Raw genomic sequence first — 19,299 nt, forward strand, 5'->3', positions numbered from 1 at the left:
AAGGCGTCACGAGACGGGCAGAGAACAGTTCGCTTCAGCCTGGATGCTGTGCCGGAACTCCAGGCCGCAGACATAGTCAATTTTGCGCCCGATCGAAGCGGCCAGCTTTTCTTGCTCGTGAACCGAAAAGAGGAACACTTTGTCGCTCGGTTCGACCGGGATGGCAAGTATGTCAGTCGATTTAGGACTCCAGAACCCCTGCTCCCTACTGGTCTGGCCGTCTTTTCTTCCGGGGACCTCATGTTGTCGGGTTACGAAGTCCTTGACGGCCGGTACGAAACGCGACAGCTGCGGCCGATGCTTGCGCTGGTTGATGACGACGGTAGGCTGATACGACGCGTAGGCACGGGCGGCGGCGACATTCGACACCCACAACCCGCGAAGCATGAACCGGTCGATGATCCACTTGAGAGTCCTGATGTCGAGTTCGCCCAGGCCATTGGCGGCAGTGTGCTTGAGTCCGGTGACGATGGCAACGTGTACGTAATGCGCGGTACGCCACAAGGGCCGATTCTTGTAGTGTCCGCCGCCGGCGAACTGTTGAGAACTCTACAGCTGACGCCGCCCGAGAGCTTTCGGCTGAGGGAAATCAAGGTTGGTCAGGGAAGAATCGCAGCCGTTTACACGCGGCGTCCCGACCGAAACAGAGGAGAAACAACGTCGGCCGTGACGATCGCAGTTATCGACGCCGTTACTGGCGAAAAGCAAGCGGAATACTTTCACCAATCGCCGGAACTCGGTCTGGGGTTAGCGTGCTATACGCCGGACACCTTCACATTCGTCGGAGCGGACCGTCAGGGCTATCTTGAGCTGATCCACGCCGCCGCTAAATAGGCGCTTCTAGTCTGTGGCGTAGTAGATTTGCACGCACGCTATCGCACCACTCCCTCCAGGGGCGAACTGGCGGTGGCGTAAAGCTTCTTCGGCATGCGGCCGGCCAGATAGGCGGCGCGGCCGGCAAGGACGGCGTGCTTCATGGCTTCTGCCATCCGCACCGGATCTTCGGCGTGGGCGATGCCGGAGTTCATCAGCACGCCGTCGTAACCCAGCTCCATGGCGATGGTGGCGTCGGAAGCCGTGCCCACGCCCGCGTCCACGATGAGCGGCACATCGGTAATCATCTCGCGCAGGATGCGCAGGTTGGCGGCGTTCTGAATGCCCAGGCCGCTGCCGATGGGCGCACCCAGAGGCATCACGGCGCTCGCGCCCGCGTCGACCAGACGCCTGGCAACCACCACGTCATCCGACGTATAGGGCAGAACCGTGAAGCCTTCCTTCACCAGCACGCGCGTGGCTTCGATGGTGGCCTGCACGTCGGGGTAGAGCGTGCGCTCATCGCCGATGACCTCGATCTTTACCCAGTCCGAGAGTCCGACTTCGCGCGAGAGCCGGGCCGTGCGCAGCGCGTCCTCAGCCGTGTAGCAGCCGGCCGTGTTGGGCAGCAGGAAATACTTTTGCGGATCAATGAAGTCGAGCAGCGATTCCTTGGAACGGTCGAGGTTAACGCGGCGCACAGCCACCGTGACCATCTCGGCGCCCGAGGCTTCGATGGCCCGCGCCGTCTCCTGCCCCGACTTGTACTTCCCCGTGCCCACAATGAGCCGCGAGCGGAACTCGCGGCCAGCGATGCGGAAGGAGTCCATAGAGATATTGTAGAGGTCTCAGGTCTCGGGTGTCAGGTCCCAGGTGGCGCCTATGCAATTCCATTCTGTGATTGTCATCCTGAGCCCGCCTTCAGGCGGGCGAAGGACCTACTCCGTCTCCCAAGGGGCGTGGTTGGGATTCTCGAACCACTCGGCCGCGAGGTCGAGCCAGTGCGGGTTCTCCGCTTCGATCAGAGCGACCTTGCATGCCCGCGTCCAGCCTTTCAATTGCTTCTCACGGCCGATGGCACTGCGGGCATTCCGATAGCGCTCGTAGTACACGAGCCATGGGAGGTTGTACTGAGAGGTAAACCCTGGGAGGAGCTTATTCTTGTGTTCGAACACGCGCTTGCGGAGCTTGCTGGTGATACCGATGTACAGGCGATGCGCCTTGTTTGACATGATGTATACGTAGTACCACTTCATGGCAGCACCGAACGGGTCCGAGTATACCCATAGGGAAACAGGGTAGGTCCTTCGCTTCGCTCAGGATGACACCTCTAGTAGTTACGCTATTTCCAAGTATGTAACATCCCGCTATGACCCTGGCCGAAACCCTGCTTTCCGTCTGGCAGCAGGTGCTGGTGGAGAAGACGGATGTCGTTCGGCTCGAGAGGAGAGCCTTCCCTGTGGACCGGACGCGCAAGAAAGGGTTGCGCACCGTGGATTTCTCCTACGGAGAGCACCAAGTCACCGGAATCGAGCAGAATCCACGCACACAGTCCCGCTGGGCGCAGATGGCGCGCCAAGGCAAACGCGTGATGCAGTTCTCTTCCAAGGGCCGCTACATCGGCGTGGTGGCCGAGGGACATCTGACGCGCTACGGGGCGTGGGAGCAGCTCGAGCTGCCGGAGTGAGGCAGTTCTCAGTTCTCAGTTCTCAGTTCTCAGATTCCTATTCTTGGCGTCGAGTGTCAGCGGCAAGTCCGAGAATCTGCAAACGTTCGCGGCAGGGTTCAAACCGACGGCGGCTGGGGGGAGCGAGGCGAATCGTGCGGCGGCATTGGCCAGTGGTTAGTGGTCAGTGTCGCGTAAGAGGCTTATTGTGAACAGGTTGCGAGCATAGCCGCAGATAAGTCTAGCGCTTCTGGGCGGTGGCGGGGACGGCTGGAGGAGGTTCCTCGGCGGGCAGGACGTAGACCACTTCGCCTGGGCGGGCGTAGCGGAGTTGCTCGCGGGCTTCGCGCTCAATGGTCGCCGGATCGGTCTTGAGCGCCTTGATTTGCTGGGTGATGCGTTCGTTCTCCGCCTGGAGCTGCTGCACCTCTTTCTCCAGCCGCCGGTATTCGGAGCGCTTGCCGTAGTAGACCACCATGCCGTTGGCGCCGAAGACCACGTGCGCCGCCATCAGGGCGGCCAACAGGGCGATGCCGGCGGTGGCCAGCTTGCGGCGCGCGGAAAAGAGCCGGTCGGTGAGGTCGTGAATCCGCGCCCGGAAAAGAGTCGCGGGCTTTTTCCCCGAAATCAGAGACTGGCGCCGTAGAGTGCGCAGGTTGCGGGATGGCGTGGCTTGCTTGTGCATGTTCTTTGAAACGTGCCGTCCCTTCGGGACCCGGCCTCTTCTGTTCCAGCTACCCGGCCATTCGGCTACGCGAAGATCCACTGCCTGGCCGCCGCGCTCAACGCTTCCAGGTCCTGCGGAGAGCGCGCCTCGGAATAGACGCGCACCACCGGTTCGGTCCCCGAGAGCCGGTAGCAGACCCAGGAGCCGTCGTCGAACACCAGCTTTAACCCATCGGTTCGAACCACCCGGGCCACTCGCCGCCCGGCCAGTTCCCCGGGATCGCGGCCGCACTTAGCAGTGAACTTCTCCTTCACCTCCGGCGTCAAGCGGAAGTTCTGGCGCCGCGGGTAAAAGGAACCAACTTGGTCAAACAGGCGATGGAGCTGCCGGGAAAGACTTTGGCCGCGGCGCGCGACCATTTCGCAGGCCAGCAGGCCGGCCAGAATGCCGTCCTTTTCCGGGACGTGATGGCGGATGGAGAGTCCGGCGCTTTCTTCGCCGCCGATGACGATCTTATCCTGCTTGATGAGCTCGCCGATGTACTTGAAGCCGACCGGAGTCTCGTGCAGCTCGACCTGCAGATGATCGGCCAGCGCGTTGATGAGGTTGGTGGTGGCCACGGACTTGGCCACGCCATTGCGCCAGCCGCGGGTCTCGACCAGATAGTCGAACAGGAGCGCGATGAGATAGTTGGGCTGGAGGAAGGTGCCGTCTTCGTCGAGGAGGCCGAAGCGGTCGGCATCGCCGTCGGTGGCGATGCCGATACGCGCCCCGCTTTCCCGCATGGCGCGGCGCAGGTCTTCGAGCAGGTGCTCGTCCGGCTCCGGGGCGTGGCCGCCGAAGAGCACGTCGCGGCGGTCGTGGAGGGTGGTGACCGGGATCCCGGCCCCGTGCAGGAGTGAATCCGGATAGCCGCGGGCCGCGCCGTAGAGCGGGTCAAAGGCCACCTTGACCCCGGATGTGCGGATGACCTCCAGGTCCACAATCTCTTTCAGTCGAGCCAGATAGGCCGCGCGGACGTCAATCGTTTCACAGGCTGCCCCGCCTGCCTTGCCTTTCTCTGTGTCCTCTGAGTCCTTTGTGGTTAAGTTTTGGATTTCCGCCTCGATCCTCCGGGTCACTTCGGGCAGCGCGGGCGCGCCGTCCGGAGTGGAGAACTTGATGCCGTTGTACTCCGGAGGATTGTGGGAGGCGGTGAAGTTGATGGCGCCGTCCGCCCGCGAGCGGATCACGGCAAAGGCGATGGCCGGCGTGGGCGCAGCTTCCGCCACCAGCAGCGGCGTGATGCCGTGCGCGGCCAGGAGGTCGCAGGCCAGGGCGCAGAAACTTTCGCCCAGAAAGCGCGGATCGCGGGCCACGATGACGCGCGCCCCCGCAGGCTTCTGTGACGCCACGTAGCGGGCGATCCCGGTCACGGCGCGGCGCACGTTGGCAAACGTGAAGTCTTCGGCCATAATCGCCCGCCAGCCGGAGGTGCCGAACTTGATCTGGGTCATACTTTCGCCGCGGATGAACGCGGATACAACCGTGTGGGGCTTACTGGCTACTGACAACAGGCCACTGGCCACTGATTCTATATGACCGATAAGCGGATCGTGCTGACGACAACGGGAACGAAAGAAGAGGCGCAGAAGATCGCGCGCGGCCTGGTGGAACGGCGGCTGGCAGCGTGCGTCAATGTAGTGGGACCGGTGGAATCGGTGTATCGCTGGAAGGGCGCGGTGGAAGCGAACGCCGAGTTCCTGCTGCTGATCAAGACCACGGCCGGCGCGTTCGGAGCCGTGCGCGACGCCATCAAGGAACTGCACTCCTACGAACTGCCGGAGTGCGTGATGGTGACCATCGAGGACGGGAGCGCGGAATATCTGGCGTGGATCGCAGACTCAATCGGGGAGGCGGACGAAATGTGAACTGCGAGTGATGAACTGTGAACTTAGGACGACAAGTTGGCAGTTCATAGTTCGCGATTCGTAGCTCGTTACACGGCTTTCAGCGCCTTATCCAGGTCCGCGATGATGTCATCCACGTCTTCAATGCCGACCGAGATGCGCACCATGCCGTCGGTCAGTCCGATGGCCTTGCGGCCGGCCGGGCCAAGCGCGGCGTGGGTCATGGTGGCAGGATGAGAAATCAGCGTTTCCACTCCCCCCAGCGACTCCCCCAGCGAACACACGCGCACCTTGGCCAGCATGCGCTTGGCGGCGGCGAGTGACCCCAGATCGAAGGTGATCATGGAGCCGAAGCCGGACATCTGGCGCTTCGCGAGCTTGTGCTGCGGGTGCTGCGGCAATCCCGGATAGTACACGGCCTTCACCTTCCGATGACGATGGAGGAAGGCGGCCACGCGGCGTCCGTTGGCATCGTGGCGCTCCATGCGCACCGCCAGCGTCTTCACGCCGCGCAAGACCAGCCAGCACTCGAACGGCGAGAGGATCGCCCCCGCCGACTTCTGCAGAAAGGCGAACTTCTCCGCCTGCTCGGGACGCGTGCAGACGATCACCCCGCCCAGCCCGTCGCTATGCCCGTTCAGGAACTTGGTCGTCGAATGGATCACCATGTCGGCCCCGAGAGCGATGGGCTGCTGGAAGTAGGGCGACATGAAGGTGTTGTCGACCACGAGTTCGACTTTATGGCGGCGCGTGATGCGGCTGATGGCGCCGATATCGGAGACCGACATCAGCGGGTTGGTCGGGGTTTCGACGTAGACGATTTTCGTGCTGGGACGGATAGCACGCCCGACGGCGGAGGCGTCGGAGGTGTCTACGTAGGTGAACTGCAACCCGAATTTGGCCAGCACCTGGTTGAACAGCCGGGGCACGCCCCCATAGACGTTGTGCGAGCAGATGACGTGGTCGCCGGCCTCGAGCGTCGAGCACATGGCATTGATGGCGGCCATCCCGCTGGAGAATACGTGTGCCGAACGCCCGCCTTCGAGCGACGCCAGGTTCTGCTCCAGGCGCGTGCGCGTGGGATTGGATACGCGGGCGTACTCGTAGCCCTTGTGTTTCCCGATGCCCTCCTGCACGTAGGTGGACGTCGCAAAGATGGGAACGACAACGGCCCCAGTGGAAGGATCGGGCTCCTGGCCGTCATGGATGGCGCGCGTGGAAAATCCGGGCGATTTCATGGCTCTTAGATTTCTAGCGGCTGCTTTCCAGGTGCTGGTTTCTCGTTTCTCGTTTCTCGAGAGCAATCGCAGGCCACTCGCCAAATGGCCTTGGGTGACTTGGTTTCTAATTTCTCGTTTCTCGCTGTGGCGTTTCTCGAAGACTGTGAAACCGCGTTCTGACTCGTCTCCCATGGTTGATTGCTTCGAGAAACGCGAAACCCGAAACCAGAAACGGCCTTCACACTCCGCCTTCGAAAATCTTCTTGGAGAGATAACGCTCGGCGGAATCGGGAATGATGGTGATGACGCGCTTCCCTTCCCCCAGGCGGCGAGCGATTTCGACGGCGGCGTACACCGCGGCGCCGCCCGAGGAGCCGGAGAGCACTCCTTCCTCGCGCGCCAGACGACTGACCATGTCGAAGGCCTCCGGATCTTTGACCATGATGACCTCATCGGCCACCGAGGCGTCGTAGGTTTCCGGGATGAAGCTGGCGCCGATTCCTTCGACTTTGTGCTCGCCCGGCGCGCCCCCGCCGATCACCGACCCTTGGCTCTCCACTGCGACAGCCAGCACTCGCGGCAAGCGCTCCTTCAGGAAGCGGGCCACGCCGGTGAACGTTCCCCCGGTACCCACGCCCAGCACGACGGCGTCGATCTGTCCCTGCATCTGGTCGAAGATTTCGCGGGCGGTAGTTTCGTAGTGGAAGTCGGGATTGGCGGGATTGGAGAACTGGCCGGCAACGAAGGAATCCGGAATGGCTTCCGCCATCTCGCGGGCGCGACGGATCGCGCCCTGCATGCCCTCCGATTCCGGTGTGCGCGTTACTTCCGCGCCCAGCGCCTGCATGATCCTCACCTTTTCCTGCGAGAACTTCTCCGGCACGAACAGGACCACTCTGTAGCCGCGCTGGATGCCGATGAGGGCCAGCCCGATGCCGGTGTTGCCGGCCGTGGCTTCGACGATGGTCGAACCGGGGCGCAGGCGGCCTTCCTCCTCAGCGCGGCGGATGATGCCGATGGCGGCGCGGTCCTTCACGCTGCCCCCGGGATTCAGGTATTCCAGCTTGGCGAAGAGAGCGGCCGCGCCGGCCGGAACCACGCGCCGCAGGCGCAGAAGCGGAGTCTCGCCCACCAGTTCCGTGATGTCCTCGGCCACGCGCAGGCGAAGCGCTTCCGCCGATTTGACGGATCTCATGCCGAGTTCAAGGGTAAGGGAGCGGCAGGAACGCGTCAATCAGAGGTTGGCGGAACCCAGGGGGCAATCGCTATCGGTTCGGTGCCTGGACCGATGGCCGCCAGACTCACGGAGTCGCCGGCGAGCTGGAAGAAACCTGGGGTGTGTTGTAGTACCCGCTGCGCGTGCGCACCTGCAGGTTCTTGAAGCCCTGAGCGCGCGCCGTCACACGCACGCTCTTGTAGCCGGGCCGCTCGGGATGCGAGGGCTTGTAGCCGATGGTGTACTGGCTGCGGATTTCGCGGGCGACGTTGCGGGTGATGGCGTCCACTTCCTCCATATCGTCAGGAAAAAACCACAGCCCGCCGGTCTGCTGGGCAAAGGCCTTGAGGGCCCGCCTGGCTTTCTTGGCGCCACGTCCCAGGCCCTCGCCCCGGGATTCGAAAATGCCGATGGTGTAGACGGTGGGGCCTTCGTTGTCCTGCACACGCCGGATGGCCTGCTCCAGGCTGAACATGGAGGCGTTGTCCTCGCCGTCGGTCACTACCAGCAGGACCCGCTTGCCGAGCTTGGCGTGCTGCTTCAGGTGGTCGGCGGAGGCGATGACGGCGTCATACAGCGCGGTTCCGCCCCGGGACGAGATGCGCTCCAGCGCTTCCTTCAGCTTGGCGACGTCGCTGGTGAAATCCTGGTCGAGGTAATACTCGTCGGCGAAATTGACGATGAAGACCTCGTCCTGCGGATTGGAGGCGCGCACCAGGTTGATGGCCGCCTGATTCACCGCCGACCGCGAGCGCATCATGGAGGCGGAATTGTCGATCACGATCCCCAGGGACACGGGAATGTCCTCCCGCCGGAACGACGTGATCTTTTGCGGCTCGCCGTCCTCGTACACCGTGAACGCCTCGCGGGGAAGATTGGTCACCAGGCGCTGGTGCTGGTCTACCACGGTGGCGTGCAGGATGACCTCTTCCACTTCCTTGCGGAAGGTGAACTGGGAATCGTCGTTGCGCGGCCGCTGCGCGGGAGCCTGGGGCGTGGTGGCCGCCGGAGGCTCCTGCTGTGCGAACCCGGCGCAGAGCAGGAAGAGCAGGAGAAAGCCAAGCGGGACGGCGCTACTCCGACGGAGCATAGTAACCGGACTTGGCGTAGACCTGCAGCGGTGGAAGTCCCTTGGGGGGAACCAGCTTCACCTTGATCTTACGCCACTTGCCGTTGCGCAGGATGTTGGTGGGCTTGTAGCCGAGCACGTACTGATTGCGCAACTCGATTCCGATCTTCGTCGCCACATCCGCCAAGTCGTTGGGGCTGTTGATGGTGAACGTGCGCCCTCCGGTGACTTCTGAGATCGCAGCCAGCGTGGACGGGCCTGTGCGCTCCTCCGGGGTGGTGGGGAAAAGATCAAAGATGCCGATGGCGTAGATCTGCACGTCGGCTTCCTTGACCAGGTCCTCGATCTCGGACTCGGTGTAGCGGCTGCGATTATCGCCGCCATCGGAAATGATCAGCAGAGCCTTCTTGGAATATTGCGCGTCCCGCATCTTGGTGACGCCGAGATAGATGGCATCGAGCAGCGCCGTCCGCCCTTTGGGCACGGCAAACACCAGCTTGTTCTGCATGTCTTCCACCGAGCGCGTGAACTCCGCCAGGATCTCGGGGCGGTCGGCGAAGGTGACCATGAAGAATTCGTCCTGGGGATTGGCGGTCTTGAAGAACTGCACCACAGCCTCGCGGGCCTTCTCGATCTTGTTGGACATGGACCCGCTCAGGTCGAAGATCACGCCCAGGGAAAGGGGCGCATCCTCGCTGGAAAAGTGCCGCACCTGCTGCGGCTGGTTGCCTTCAAAGATGCGGAAGTGTTCCTTCTCCAGGCCGGTGACGAGCCGGTTCATCGGATCGGTAACGGTGACGTTGACCAGGACCAGGTCCACGTCCACGGAGAGCGAGCGGCCGCCATGCGTCTTCAGCTTGGGATCGGGCGGAGCTTCGGTCTTGGTGAGAGGCACAGCCCGGGGCTGGATATGAACTTCCTGGGCGGCTGCTAGCGGCAAGAACAACGGGAGCAGCGCGCACAACCCGAAGACCCAGGAGGCCCGCCGGACGCGGACCCGTCCGGAAGCGTGGGGAGCCGGGGTCGAGTGAGCCTTCGCGCACCCGCCCTCACCGTTGCGGGCCATCATGCGCCACTCCAGAAGCAGATACTACCACCATCAACTACAAGATTCGAGTAGAAAGGGAAGGATGCAGGTTGCGCGGAGCCCTGCGGGAAATCGCGGAGCACGGCCGCCGGTTTTTTCGCGCCGACTTGTTACAATCGACCTGTCGAATCTCGATGGCTCGCGTCTTTCCCTTCCGCGCGCTGCGCTACGATCCCACGAAAGCTTCTCCCGCAGCTGTCCTGACGCAACCCTACGACAAGATCACGCCCGAGATGCAGGAGCGCTACTACGGACTGAGCCCGTACAACCTGGTACGCATCGAGCTGGGCCGCAGCCAGGCGGACGACGACGAGCGCGATAACGTCTACACCAGGGCCGCCGCCTGCTTTCATGAGTGGCGCCAGCAAGGCGTACTGGTCCAGGATCCTGAGCCCTCGTTCTATGTGTATGGGCAGCGGTTCCGAGCGCCGGGAAGCGATGTGGAACTCGAACGCCGCGGCGTCATTGTTGCGGGTGCGCTGGAGGAGTACGGGAAAGGAGTCGTGTTCCGCCACGAGCAAACTCATGCGGCGCCCAAGGCTGACCGTTTGAACCTACTGCGCGCCACGGGCGCATACTTCGGCCAGCTCTTCCTCTTGTACAGCGATCCCCAGCGAGAAGTCGAAAGCGTACTCGAGCCGCGGAAGGAACCCGAGGTCGAGTTCAGGGATGAATACGGAGTCGAGCACCGGCTGTGGCGCATCGCAGACCCGGACGTGATCGGGTGCGTGCAACGGCGACTGGCCGACAAGCCGCTCATCATCGCCGACGGCCATCATCGCTACGAGACGGCGCTCCGGTACCGGGACGAACGCCGGGCCGCCAACCCGGCGGCCGGGCTGGATGCTCCCTTCGAGCGGACGATGATGACGCTGGTCAACATGGACGCGCCGGGACTGGTGATCCTGGCCACGCACCGCGTCATTCATGGGTTGGAACGATTCCACACGGAAGACCTGTTGCGCGGCGCCCGAACCTGGTTCGACGTGCACGGGGTGAGCCAGGGGCTAGTAGACCCCAGCCGCGCGATGGCTTTGCTAGCCGAGGCGGGCCGTGAAGGCACGGCGATGCTGGCCGCCACATCGCAGGGTACTTTTTTGTTGCGGGCGCGCGACGAAGCCGTCGCAGGCACCCTGAAGGAGTTCCCTGTGCGGCAGCGGGCGCTCGACGTAGTCCAGCTTCACAAGCTGTTGATCGAGCGCGTGCTCGGCATCTCGGAAGAGCAGGTGCGGGCGCTGGAACACGTCCGCTACCTCAGGGATGCGGAGGCGGCGCTGGCGGAAGTGCGGCGCGGAGGGAACGTGGCCTTCCTCATGAATCCGGTGGGCATGGAGCAAGTGCGCGACATCGCTCTGGCCGGCGAAGTTCTGCCGCAGAAGTCCACGGACTTTTATCCGAAGCTGCTGAGCGGACTGACGATCTATGCGGTGGAATGAGGAACACCAATACCCAGCGGGCTCATGATGCACAGGACTCGAGAACACGGCGCAGCGCTGGCACTCATGCTGCTGGTGGGGCTGGGCGTCGCCCTGCTGCGCGCACCTTCGTGGCAACAGCAGCGGCTTTCGGTCTACGCGCCCAAGGCGCGATACAGCATCGAAGTGGTTGAACGCGACGGACGCGGGTACGTGGACCTGATGGACTTGCTGCGGCCGCTGGGGCGTGTGGGCACGATCCGCGACAAGAAACAATGGAAGGTGGAGTTCGGCGAGATCCGCGGCGAGTTCACCGAAGGCAAGAACACCGGCCAGTTCGCCGGCAGCGTGGTGAAGCTGGCGTCCAAGTTTCTGGTCGAAGACAACCGGCTGCTCATCCCGGCGGAGGACGCCGCGCAGATGATCTCGCGCGCGATGGACCTCCGGGTGGACGACCGCCCGGGCGCGCGGCGCATCTTTGTGGGAAATGTAGCCACACGCTTCACCGCCGAACTGCGCAAAGGCGAAGCCAGCGAACTGGTGCTCCGCTTCTCCGAACCGGTTCATCCCGAGATTGCGTCGGGGCAAGACGGGTTGCGACTGGATTTCGCCCGCGACCCGCTCGTCTCCCAGCAGAAAAAGTTCCGCTTCGATGACCAAGTCATCGAGAACGTGACCTTCAGCGAGGTGAACGGGGCGGCCGTTCTGATCGTCACCGGTTCCGGGCGGCTGCTGGCCGAAGCAGGAGGAGACGGCAAGACGCTGATCGTGCGCCGGGATCCGAACCAGCCGGTGCTCCCCATCGGACAGGGGCCGCATGTCCCGCCCACGCCGGAGCCTCCGGCCTCGCTCACCGGTCTGCCTGCCGGACAGGATTCCACCGCTGCGCTCGGGTCCCTGGTACAGGCGCCCGTGGTGCTGCCGCCGCTGCCGCCTCCGGGAGTGCGGCCACGGTTCCTGGTGATCGTGGATGCCGCCCATGGCGGCGAGGAGCGCGGAGCCCTGCTGGCCACCGGCATCGAAGAAAAGCACGTGGTCCTGGCGCTGGCCAGGCGCGTCAAGCATGAATTGATGACGCGCGGAGTGCAGTGCGCCATGGTGCGCGAGTACGACGTCACCGTGCCCATGGAGGCCCGCGCCGTGCTGGCGAACGCCTCCCACGCAGCGGTCTACGTGACGCTGCATGCCGGCGCCGAGGGCCGCGGCGTGCGGCTCTACACGTCCATGCTCCCACCGGCGACGCCGGAGCGCGGCCTGTTCCTGCCCTGGGAAACCGCCCAGGCCGGATACGTGGAGCGCAGCCGCATGCTCGCCGGCGCAGTCCAAGGAGAAATGGAGAAGCAGAAGATCGAGGTGCTTTCGACGGCAGCGCCTCTACGGCCGCTGAACAACGTCGCGGCGGCCGCCCTGGCGCTGGAGCTTGCGCCGCGTGACGGGGACATTCGCAGCCTGGAATCCGCTTCCTACCAGCAAGCGGTAGCGGTGTCGCTGGCGCAGGCGCTGGTGGCCGCGCGCGGGGGACTGGAGCAGGCGCCGTGATTCCCCGGCATCTTGTCATCGCGGTGACGCTGCTGGCCGCGGCCAGCATCCTTCTCGGGTACCACATGCTGCGGCTGCAACGCCAGCAGCAGGAACGGGCGACGGAACTCGCGCTGGAGCGCCCGGTAGCTCCGCCGGTGGCGGGGCGCGAAGAGCCGGTGGTGCTGGTGATCGCGTACGACGGAGAGGGCGTGGTACGGCGGGAGCACAAGACCATCGTGGTGCCGGAGGAGACCGGAGCACGGGCGCGCGAGATCCTGCGCGCACTGCTGGCGCACTACCAGCAGAAACCCTCGCCCCACCCGATCGACCCGGAAGCTGACGTGCGCGACGCCTTCATGGTGCGCGGCGATGTGGCGGTGATCGACATGAACGCGGCCTTCGCCGACGGACATCGTTCCGGGGTGCTGGTGGAAACTCTGACGGTGGTTTCCCTGGTGGACACGCTGACCGCGAATCTGCCTACCATCCGGCGGGTGAAGTTCCTGGTGGATGGCCGCGAACGCGAGACCCTGGCCGGCCACTTCGACCTGATGGCGGTGCACGACACGGGCAGCGTCCGCGGACTCATCGAGGAGGTGCGGTGAGCGCGCGGCACCCTGTGCTGGGAGTGTTTGACTCCGGCTTCGGCGGCCTGACCGTTCTGGAGGCCTTGCGAAACCGCGTCCCGGACGCGGAATTCCTCTACTTCGGCGATACCGCGCGGCTGCCCTACGGCACCAAGTCCGTCGAGACAGTGGCGCGCTATGCCATCGCGGCGGCGCGTTTCCTCGAGGAGCGCGGCGCGGAAATGCTGGTGGTCGCCTGCAATACCGCCAGCGCGCTCGCGCTGGAGCCCATCCGCCGGGCGATGAAAATCGAGGTCGTGGGAGTGGTGGAGCCAGGTGCGCAGCGCGCTGCTCGCGTCTCCAAATCGCGCAGGGCGGTAGTAATCGCCACCGAAGCCACGGTGGCCAGCCATGCTTATCGCAAGGTGCTGGCGACGCACGGCGTTGCAGCCTATGAGAAGGCCTGCCCGCTGCTGGTTCCGCTGGTGGAAGAAGGATGGACGGAGCACCCGGTCACGGAGCAGGTAGCCCGCATCTACCTCGAGGAAGCGTTCTGCCGGGAGTCCTCGGGCGCCGATGTGCTGGTGCTCGGCTGCACGCACTACCCGCTGTTGAAGCCGCTCCTGGCGCGAGTGGTGGCCGGCGTAGGGCCGGAGGGTGTCGCGCTGGTGGATTCGGCCGAGTCCACCGCGGAGGTGGTGGCGCAGGCGCTGCGCTTGCATCCTCTGCCGCCGCCGTCACCCGAACCCGAGCGTCGCACGGCGCCGCGGCTGAAGTGCTTTGCAACGGATTCTGTGGAGAAGTTCCGGCGCATCGGAGAGCGATTCGTGGGACACCGGCTGGAGGATGTGGAGCACGTAGATTTGGGCGGATAGTCGCTCTGGGTTTAGGCTTCCCTTTCGTGCTCCGTGCATGGCACCTGTTAGAATCGCGCTTCGCCCATGATCTACCGCTCGGACAATCGCGCCCCCGACCAGATGCGCCCGGTACATATCGTGCCCGATTACGTCTCCACGGCCGAGGGCTCGGCGCTGATCGAGGTGGGCAACACGCGGGTGATCTGCACGGCATCCATCGAGGAAGCCGTCCCGCAGTTCCTGCGCGGCTCAGGCAAGGGATGGATCACGGGCGAATACGGCATGATCCCGCGTGCCACGCTCACCCGCACGCCGCGCGAATCGGCCCGGGGACGCGTGGGCGGGCGCACGCACGAGATCCAGCGGCTGATCGGGCGCTCGCTGCGCGCGGTGACCGACCTGGAACGCATGGGCGAGCGGACCATCTGGGTGGACTGCGATGTGATCCAGGCTGACGGCGGGACGCGCACCGCCTCCATCACCGGCGCGTTCATCGCCGTGGGACTGGCGATGCAGCGGCTGGTGGAAGCGGGGACGCTGTCGGCGGCGCCGCTGCGCGACTTCGTAGCCGCCACCAGCGTGGGCATCGTGGAGGGAGAGATCCTGCTCGACCTGACCTACGAAGAAGACTCGCAGGCCGAGGTGGACCTGAACTTCGTCATGACCGGCGCCCGGAAGATCGTGGAGGTACAGGCCACGGCGGAACAGAAGCCCTTCGACGAACAGCAGTTGCACCGCATGATCGAACTCGCCGGGCGCGGCATCGACTCGCTCATCGCCAAGCAGCAGGGAGTGCTCAGCGGGCTGATGCTGCGGCAATAGAGCAGCGTCAGCCATCAGCCATCAGCAAGCCATTGCACCAGAGGCCGAGTTCCCGCTAGAGTAGAACATGGACGCGAACTCCATCGTCATTCTCGACTTCGGCTCGCAGTACACGCAGCTCATCGCGCGCCGCATCCGCGAGCAGAACGTCTTCTCGGTCGTCCTTCCCTGCAACGCCACACTCGATGAAGTGAAGAGCTACGCCCCGGCGGGCATCATCCTGTCCGGAGGGCCGAGTTCGGTATATGACGCCGACGCGCCGCCGGCGGACGAGCGCGTGCTCAGCCTGGGACCGCCGGTGCTGGGCATCTGCTACGGCCTCCAGTTCCTGACCTACAAGCTGGGCGGCAAGGTGCGCTCGGCGCCCAAGCGGGAGTATGGACGAGCTGAGGTCGAGTTGCTGAATGGCTCGCGGCTGTTCGAAGGTCTGCCCCACAACCTCACGGTTTGGATGTCCCACGGGGATGATGCGGTGGAGTTGCCGCCCGGCTTCCGGCAAGTGGCACGATCGGCGAATGCAGTAGCGGCCATCGAGGATGCCAGCCGGCGCATCTGGGCGGTGCAGTTCCATCCGGAAGTGCACCACACGCCGCGGGGGACGGAAATCCTGCGCAATTTCGTGTTCGGCATCTGTGGCGCGCGGCCGGACTGGACCCCGCAGCACTTTATCGACGCGACGGTGGCACAGGTAAAGCAGACCGTGGGGCCTGCGGGGCGCGCCATCTGCGCGCTCTCCGGCGGAGTGGATTCGGCGGTAGCGGCGACGCTGGTGGACCGCGCCCTCGGCGACCGGCTGACGTGTGTGTTCGTGAACAACGGCGTGCTGCGCAAGAACGAGTTCTCGAAAGTGCAGCAGAGCCTGCGTGACAAACTGGGGCTGAACGTCGTCGCAGTGGATGCGAGCGCGCGCTTCCTGGCGAAGCTGGCCGGCGTGACCGATCCGGAAGAGAAGCGGCGCATCATCGGCAACGAGTTCATCGCCGTGTTCGAGGAGGAGGCCCACCGAATCGAACGCGAAGTCGGGAAGGTGGAGTGGCTGGTGCAGGGCACGCTGTACCCGGACGTGATCGAGTCGCGGTCGGTGCGCGGGCCGTCACAGACCATCAAGACACATCACAACGTCGGCGGGCTGCCGGAAACCATGAAGCTGAAGCTGATCGAGCCGCTCAAAGACCTGTTCAAGGACGAAGTGCGGCGCATCGGCAAGGACCTGGGAATGCCGGATGAGATCCTGCAACGCCAGCCTTTTCCCGGACCGGGCCTGGCAGTGCGCATCCTGGGCGAAGTGACGCCGGAGCGGGTCGCCATCCTGCAGGAGGCGGACGATATCGTGGTCACGGAGATCAAGAAGGCCGGGCTTTATACCAAGGTCTGGCAGTCGTTCGCCGTGCTGTTGCCCGTCAAGAGTGTGGGCGTGATGGGCGACCAGCGCACGTACGCCTACACGTGCGCCATCCGCTGCGTGCACTCCGAAGACGGCATGACCGCCGACTGGGTGCAACTGCCCTATGAAGTTCTGCAGACCATCTCCAACCGGCTGGTGAACGAGGTCAAGGGCATCAACCGAGTGGTGTACGACGTGTCGTCCAAACCGCCGAGCACGATTGAGTGGGAGTGACTCCCGATCGAGTGACGTGCTGGTGTGGGAGCATCCGGCCTCAACAGACAAGAAGGGCCTGTTCCAGCCCACCCGATAAAACAGGCTTTCGCTCTCTATTTTTTCTGCTGCCTTGGATCGTCCCCGGGGTTAACGTAAACGAGCTCCCAAGGACCGTTGCCGTGCAACTGGATCACGGTTTCTCCCTTCGCCATCGCGAAATGGTGCGTATGCGGCTTGATCCAGCCGAAAGCACCCGGGGCCATGGGGGCCATGGCGGCTTCGTCGAACTTATCGCCCATGCCAACCTTGAAGAGCCCGGAAACCACGGTGACGTGCTCCATGCGCGGATGCCAGTGCGGCGGGATCTTGTAGCCGTCGGGCATCTTCAGGCGCATGGTGAATTCACCGGGCTGCGTGGGGTCTCCCTCAAGGACGGCCAATTGCGAGCCCGGTGGCAGGATATCGGGCGCGGCACCCCACTGCACAGCTCCAGGTTCCCAAACCTGGTGATTTGCGTTTGTGCTGGTCGCAGCCTGCTGCACCAACGCCACTGCAGTGGCCAGCATCAACACGAAAAAGAGATGTTTCCGCATAACGTGCTCCTTTCATAAGCCCCGTCCGTGACAATTCGACAGGAGGGGTGGAAATGGAGAGAAACCCGTCAGGAAAGAAACGCCTCGACACGGATCAGTCTGCCGCCAGTTCATCTCCGCTCTTGACGCCGTACTTCTCGAACCAGGGCGTAGCGGCCTTCAGGCGTTCGTTCACGTTATTGATGTTCTCGACGCCCTTGGTCTCCAGCCACTTGCGGAATGCTGCGGCGCCTTCCTTGGCGTAAACGGGGATGCCGTCTTTCCAGGTGGCGCGTCCGCAAAGCACGCCAGCGAACTTCACACCCGATTCGGCCGCCAGCTCCAGCGACTCGGTGAACTCGGAGTTGGAAACTCCCGCCGATAGATAGATGAAGGGTTTGGTGGCAACGGCGGCGGCGCCGCGGAACAGGTCCATGGCCTCCTGCTTCGAATAGGCCTTCTGGCCCGCGTAAGAGCGAGCGCCCTCGACGAACTTCATGTTGACGGGCACTTCGACCTTCATCACGTCCACGCCGTAGCGATCCTTGGTGAATTCTGCCATGGACTGGATGACGACCTCGGGCTTCTTGCGGGCGAAGTCGAGACCTTTCTCATCCACGCCTTCTTCGTAGCCCACGAACTCCAGGAAGAAGGGGATATCGTTGGCGCGGCATTCGTCGCCGATGCGCTCCACCCAGGCGTGCTTCCTGTCATTGATGTCTTTGGGATCGAAGGGCGTGTAGTAGAGCAGGATCTTGATGCAATCGGCACCGGCTTCCTTCAGGCGGCGAACGGACCAGTTGTCCAGCAGGTCAGGCAGGCGGCCGGGACCGGTCTTGTCATAGCCGGTTTTCTCGTACGCCAAGAGCAGGCCGGCGTTTTTCGCGCGGCGCTTGGAGGCGGGCAATCCCCACTCCGGGTCGAGCAGGATGGCGCTGGCATGCGCGGTGAGCACTTCCGTGACCAGCGACTTGAACTCCTCCATCATGGCGTCGGAGACGTCGGCGCCCTTTTCCTTGGCCAGGGCCTTCTTAAGCGAGCCGCGCTGGTCCATGGCGGCGGCGGCGATCACGCCACGACGGTCGCTGACGGCCTTGAGACCGGCCAGTTTTCCAGGAGTGAGTTTCATAAGGCCTCCAATAAACGGATTTCAGGATTGCGGGCACAACATTCTAGCACTCAGCATTCGGCAACTTGCACTTAGCCGTTGGCACCTAGCCGTGCAGAGACGGAAACAAGATTCAATCCGCCGTTCTTTACCGCTCTTGGAGCGGCAACTCGGCCCTACGCGACGGGTGGAGCCGGCGCGGCTTCGGATGGCGATGCTGCGCCATCCGGAGCCGTTGGCATCGCCGGGGCGGGCGACGTCGCGGCGACCGCTTCCCCACTGAGTTGAGCGCTGTTGGCGGACGGCTGAGCGCTCTCTTCCCCGATCCGTGCGTAAGCGGCGAGGCGTGCACTGTAGAGAAAGTCGGCGACCGCGAAATATCCCAGCGTGATCAAGACCAGCAGCGCGGTAACCAGCCATCCGGGTGCGGTGCCCATGAGCGCCAGGGGAATGAGCGAAAGGACGATGGTGGCGCCGAGAAAAAACAGGCGCAGCAGCCCAAAAGCGGTGCTCACCCCAGAGAACTGGCGCGCATGTGAGCGCACGAAGCGGACGGTTTCGGCGACCGCACCGAGTGTATCCAGGCCTTCGCGAACCGCCAGCAAGGGCGCCACCGAGAGATACCAGTTCAGCGTGCCGGACAGCATTGAGACCACGAGCCACAGGATGAGCGTGACCAGCATGAACAGTCCGGGACTGTTCTCTTCCCCGCTCGTGGCCGCAAGTCCGGCCACGATCGTGGCTCCGGCAAAGGCCAGCAGGGTGGCCAGGGCGAGGGCGGCGCGCAAGAAGTTAATACCGGCAACGGCGCCAACGTTGATCCTGCCCTCGCGGGGAACCACCACGCGCAGCGTCACAACCCGTCCGACGGTTGCAGCCGCCACCCAGAGCACAGCCACCGCCGGTAGAACTACCGCCAGAATCGCCAGCAGCGTTCCACCTGCGCCACGGAGGATTTCCGCCAAGGCTTCGGCCATCAGGCTGGGAATGCGGGTGCGCAGCAACGTCAGGTTGGAGTCAGAAACGTTGAGAGTGGCCAGGAAACGGGCCGCTCCCGCCCCCAGAATGGCCAGCGCCCCCGCGCCAAACGCCCAGCGCCAGGTGATCTCCGCCAGAACCAGGCCGGGGTCGCGGGTGGCGGTGCGCAGCCCGACGCGGAAAGGAGAAGGCATGGGGGTAAGGATAGCACTCGGTCTCGAGCCACCAGACGT

General features: G+C 63.9%; 21 protein-coding genes. 9 read left to right on the top strand and 12 right to left on the bottom strand.

Going from position 1 to position 19,299, the window contains the following annotated elements:
• Positions 1-6 precede the first annotated feature (6 nt).
• Positions 7-504, bottom strand: a complete 498-nt coding sequence (locus tag VNK82_04430; GenBank protein ID HXE90191.1) for a hypothetical protein — start codon at positions 502-504, stop codon at positions 7-9.
• Positions 505-519: 15 nt separating this feature from the next.
• Between VNK82_04430 and VNK82_04435 the strand changes: the two genes are divergently transcribed.
• Positions 520-834: a hypothetical protein gene (locus VNK82_04435; protein ID HXE90192.1), complete on the top strand. Its 315-nt coding sequence runs from the start codon at positions 520-522 to the stop codon at positions 832-834.
• Between the two features lie 38 nt (positions 835-872).
• On the opposite strand, the gene VNK82_04440 is transcribed toward VNK82_04435, so the two are convergent.
• Positions 873-1,643 (bottom strand): thiazole synthase, encoded by a 771-nt coding sequence (locus tag VNK82_04440; GenBank protein ID HXE90193.1) that lies wholly within the window; start codon positions 1,641-1,643, stop codon positions 873-875.
• Between the two features lie 108 nt (positions 1,644-1,751).
• Positions 1,752-2,069 (bottom strand): GIY-YIG nuclease family protein, encoded by a 318-nt coding sequence (locus tag VNK82_04445; protein ID HXE90194.1) that lies wholly within the window; start codon positions 2,067-2,069, stop codon positions 1,752-1,754.
• A gap of 113 nt (positions 2,070-2,182) precedes the next feature.
• Here VNK82_04445 and VNK82_04450 point away from each other — a divergent pair, with 113 nt between their 5' ends.
• On the top strand, positions 2,183-2,500 hold the full coding sequence (locus VNK82_04450) for a hypothetical protein (protein HXE90195.1): 318 nt from the start codon (positions 2,183-2,185) through the stop codon (positions 2,498-2,500).
• Positions 2,501-2,720: 220 nt separating this feature from the next.
• Here VNK82_04450 and VNK82_04455 read toward each other — a convergent pair whose 3' ends face one another.
• Together VNK82_04455 and VNK82_04460 are read right to left on the bottom strand one after the other, a co-directional pair.
• Complete coding sequence (locus tag VNK82_04455) at positions 2,721-3,164, bottom strand: septum formation initiator family protein (GenBank protein ID HXE90196.1); 444 nt, start codon at positions 3,162-3,164, stop codon at positions 2,721-2,723.
• A gap of 65 nt (positions 3,165-3,229) precedes the next feature.
• The gene (locus tag VNK82_04460) at positions 3,230-4,642 is read right to left on the bottom strand and encodes a phosphoglucomutase/phosphomannomutase family protein (protein ID HXE90197.1); all 1,413 of its coding nucleotides are present in this window, start codon (positions 4,640-4,642) and stop codon (positions 3,230-3,232) included.
• An 81-nt stretch (positions 4,643-4,723) separates the two neighbouring features.
• Between VNK82_04460 and cutA the strand changes: the two genes are divergently transcribed.
• A complete protein-coding gene (gene cutA, locus VNK82_04465) occupies positions 4,724-5,056 on the top strand; it encodes a divalent-cation tolerance protein CutA (GenBank protein ID HXE90198.1) in 333 nt (110 codons plus the stop codon).
• Positions 5,057-5,124: 68 nt separating this feature from the next.
• Here the strand turns inward: cutA and VNK82_04470 are convergent, their stop codons facing one another.
• The 4 genes from VNK82_04470 to VNK82_04485 all read right to left on the bottom strand — a co-directional run bounded on the left by VNK82_04470 (position 5,125) and on the right by VNK82_04485 (position 9,609).
• Positions 5,125-6,273 carry a PLP-dependent aspartate aminotransferase family protein gene (locus VNK82_04470; GenBank protein HXE90199.1) on the bottom strand — a complete coding sequence of 383 codons (1,149 nt, stop codon included), beginning with the start codon at positions 6,271-6,273 and terminating at the stop codon, positions 5,125-5,127.
• 220 nt (positions 6,274-6,493) lie between these two features.
• Positions 6,494-7,450 carry a cysteine synthase A gene (gene cysK, locus VNK82_04475; GenBank protein ID HXE90200.1) on the bottom strand — a complete coding sequence of 319 codons (957 nt, stop codon included), beginning with the start codon at positions 7,448-7,450 and terminating at the stop codon, positions 6,494-6,496.
• Positions 7,451-7,556: 106 nt separating this feature from the next.
• Positions 7,557-8,561, bottom strand: a complete 1,005-nt coding sequence (locus VNK82_04480) for a VWA domain-containing protein (protein HXE90201.1) — start codon at positions 8,559-8,561, stop codon at positions 7,557-7,559.
• Positions 8,545-9,609 carry a VWA domain-containing protein gene (locus VNK82_04485; GenBank protein ID HXE90202.1) on the bottom strand — a complete coding sequence of 355 codons (1,065 nt, stop codon included), beginning with the start codon at positions 9,607-9,609 and terminating at the stop codon, positions 8,545-8,547. Before VNK82_04485 ends, VNK82_04480 begins: the two co-directional genes overlap by 17 nt.
• A gap of 152 nt (positions 9,610-9,761) precedes the next feature.
• On the opposite strand from VNK82_04485, the gene VNK82_04490 reads away from it, so the two are divergent.
• The 6 genes from VNK82_04490 to guaA all read left to right on the top strand — a co-directional run bounded on the left by VNK82_04490 (position 9,762) and on the right by guaA (position 16,426).
• A complete protein-coding gene (locus tag VNK82_04490) occupies positions 9,762-11,063 on the top strand; it encodes a DUF1015 domain-containing protein (protein HXE90203.1) in 1,302 nt (433 codons plus the stop codon).
• Between the two features lie 24 nt (positions 11,064-11,087).
• Positions 11,088-12,581: an N-acetylmuramoyl-L-alanine amidase gene (locus tag VNK82_04495; GenBank protein HXE90204.1), complete on the top strand. Its 1,494-nt coding sequence runs from the start codon at positions 11,088-11,090 to the stop codon at positions 12,579-12,581.
• Positions 12,578-13,168, top strand: coding sequence for a GerMN domain-containing protein (locus tag VNK82_04500; protein HXE90205.1), 591 nt, complete (start codon positions 12,578-12,580; stop codon positions 13,166-13,168). Before VNK82_04495 ends, VNK82_04500 begins: the two co-directional genes overlap by 4 nt.
• Entirely contained in the window at positions 13,165-14,004 is an 840-nt protein-coding gene (gene murI, locus VNK82_04505; GenBank protein ID HXE90206.1) for a glutamate racemase, read from the top strand. Before VNK82_04500 ends, murI begins: the two co-directional genes overlap by 4 nt.
• A gap of 66 nt (positions 14,005-14,070) precedes the next feature.
• Positions 14,071-14,808 carry a ribonuclease PH gene (rph, locus tag VNK82_04510; GenBank protein ID HXE90207.1) on the top strand — a complete coding sequence of 246 codons (738 nt, stop codon included), beginning with the start codon at positions 14,071-14,073 and terminating at the stop codon, positions 14,806-14,808.
• Between the two features lie 67 nt (positions 14,809-14,875).
• Positions 14,876-16,426, top strand: a complete 1,551-nt coding sequence (gene guaA / locus VNK82_04515) for a glutamine-hydrolyzing GMP synthase (GenBank protein HXE90208.1) — start codon at positions 14,876-14,878, stop codon at positions 16,424-16,426.
• Between the two features lie 95 nt (positions 16,427-16,521).
• Here the strand turns inward: guaA and VNK82_04520 are convergent, their stop codons facing one another.
• The 3 genes from VNK82_04520 to VNK82_04530 form a co-directional block, all read right to left on the bottom strand.
• Positions 16,522-17,001, bottom strand: a complete 480-nt coding sequence (locus VNK82_04520; protein ID HXE90209.1) for a cupin domain-containing protein — start codon at positions 16,999-17,001, stop codon at positions 16,522-16,524.
• 94 nt (positions 17,002-17,095) lie between these two features.
• Complete coding sequence (locus tag VNK82_04525; protein HXE90210.1) at positions 17,096-18,109, bottom strand: tagatose 1,6-diphosphate aldolase; 1,014 nt, start codon at positions 18,107-18,109, stop codon at positions 17,096-17,098.
• Positions 18,110-18,264: 155 nt separating this feature from the next.
• The gene (locus tag VNK82_04530) at positions 18,265-19,260 is read right to left on the bottom strand and encodes a hypothetical protein (protein HXE90211.1); all 996 of its coding nucleotides are present in this window, start codon (positions 19,258-19,260) and stop codon (positions 18,265-18,267) included.
• Positions 19,261-19,299 lie beyond the last annotated feature (39 nt).

The organism is Terriglobales bacterium, from assembly GCA_035573675.1.
GTDB lineage: Bacteria > Acidobacteriota > Terriglobia > Terriglobales > Acidobacteriaceae > DATMAB01.

What these genes read in the sequence shown, in the direction of transcription:
- VNK82_04440 (HXE90193.1), bottom strand. Translation starts at nt 1,643, where the DNA reads ATGGACTCCTTCCGCATCGCTGGCCGCGAGTTCCGCTCGCGGCTCATT.
- VNK82_04445 (HXE90194.1), bottom strand. Translation starts at nt 2,069, where the DNA reads ATGAAGTGGTACTACGTATACATCATGTCAAACAAGGCGCATCGCCTG.
- VNK82_04450 (HXE90195.1), top strand. Translation starts at nt 2,183, where the DNA reads ATGACCCTGGCCGAAACCCTGCTTTCCGTCTGGCAGCAGGTGCTGGTG.
- VNK82_04455 (HXE90196.1), bottom strand. Translation starts at nt 3,164, where the DNA reads ATGCACAAGCAAGCCACGCCATCCCGCAACCTGCGCACTCTACGGCGC.
- VNK82_04460 (HXE90197.1), bottom strand. Translation starts at nt 4,642, where the DNA reads ATGACCCAGATCAAGTTCGGCACCTCCGGCTGGCGGGCGATTATGGCC.
- cutA (HXE90198.1), top strand. Translation starts at nt 4,724, where the DNA reads ATGACCGATAAGCGGATCGTGCTGACGACAACGGGAACGAAAGAAGAG.
- VNK82_04470 (HXE90199.1), bottom strand. Translation starts at nt 6,273, where the DNA reads ATGAAATCGCCCGGATTTTCCACGCGCGCCATCCATGACGGCCAGGAG.
- cysK (HXE90200.1), bottom strand. Translation starts at nt 7,450, where the DNA reads ATGAGATCCGTCAAATCGGCGGAAGCGCTTCGCCTGCGCGTGGCCGAG.
- VNK82_04480 (HXE90201.1), bottom strand. Translation starts at nt 8,561, where the DNA reads ATGCTCCGTCGGAGTAGCGCCGTCCCGCTTGGCTTTCTCCTGCTCTTC.
- VNK82_04485 (HXE90202.1), bottom strand. Translation starts at nt 9,609, where the DNA reads ATGATGGCCCGCAACGGTGAGGGCGGGTGCGCGAAGGCTCACTCGACC.
- VNK82_04490 (HXE90203.1), top strand. Translation starts at nt 9,762, where the DNA reads ATGGCTCGCGTCTTTCCCTTCCGCGCGCTGCGCTACGATCCCACGAAA.
- VNK82_04495 (HXE90204.1), top strand. Translation starts at nt 11,088, where the DNA reads ATGATGCACAGGACTCGAGAACACGGCGCAGCGCTGGCACTCATGCTG.
- rph (HXE90207.1), top strand. Translation starts at nt 14,071, where the DNA reads ATGATCTACCGCTCGGACAATCGCGCCCCCGACCAGATGCGCCCGGTA.
- guaA (HXE90208.1), top strand. Translation starts at nt 14,876, where the DNA reads ATGGACGCGAACTCCATCGTCATTCTCGACTTCGGCTCGCAGTACACG.
- VNK82_04520 (HXE90209.1), bottom strand. Translation starts at nt 17,001, where the DNA reads ATGCGGAAACATCTCTTTTTCGTGTTGATGCTGGCCACTGCAGTGGCG.
- VNK82_04525 (HXE90210.1), bottom strand. Translation starts at nt 18,109, where the DNA reads ATGAAACTCACTCCTGGAAAACTGGCCGGTCTCAAGGCCGTCAGCGAC.
- VNK82_04530 (HXE90211.1), bottom strand. Translation starts at nt 19,260, where the DNA reads ATGCCTTCTCCTTTCCGCGTCGGGCTGCGCACCGCCACCCGCGACCCC.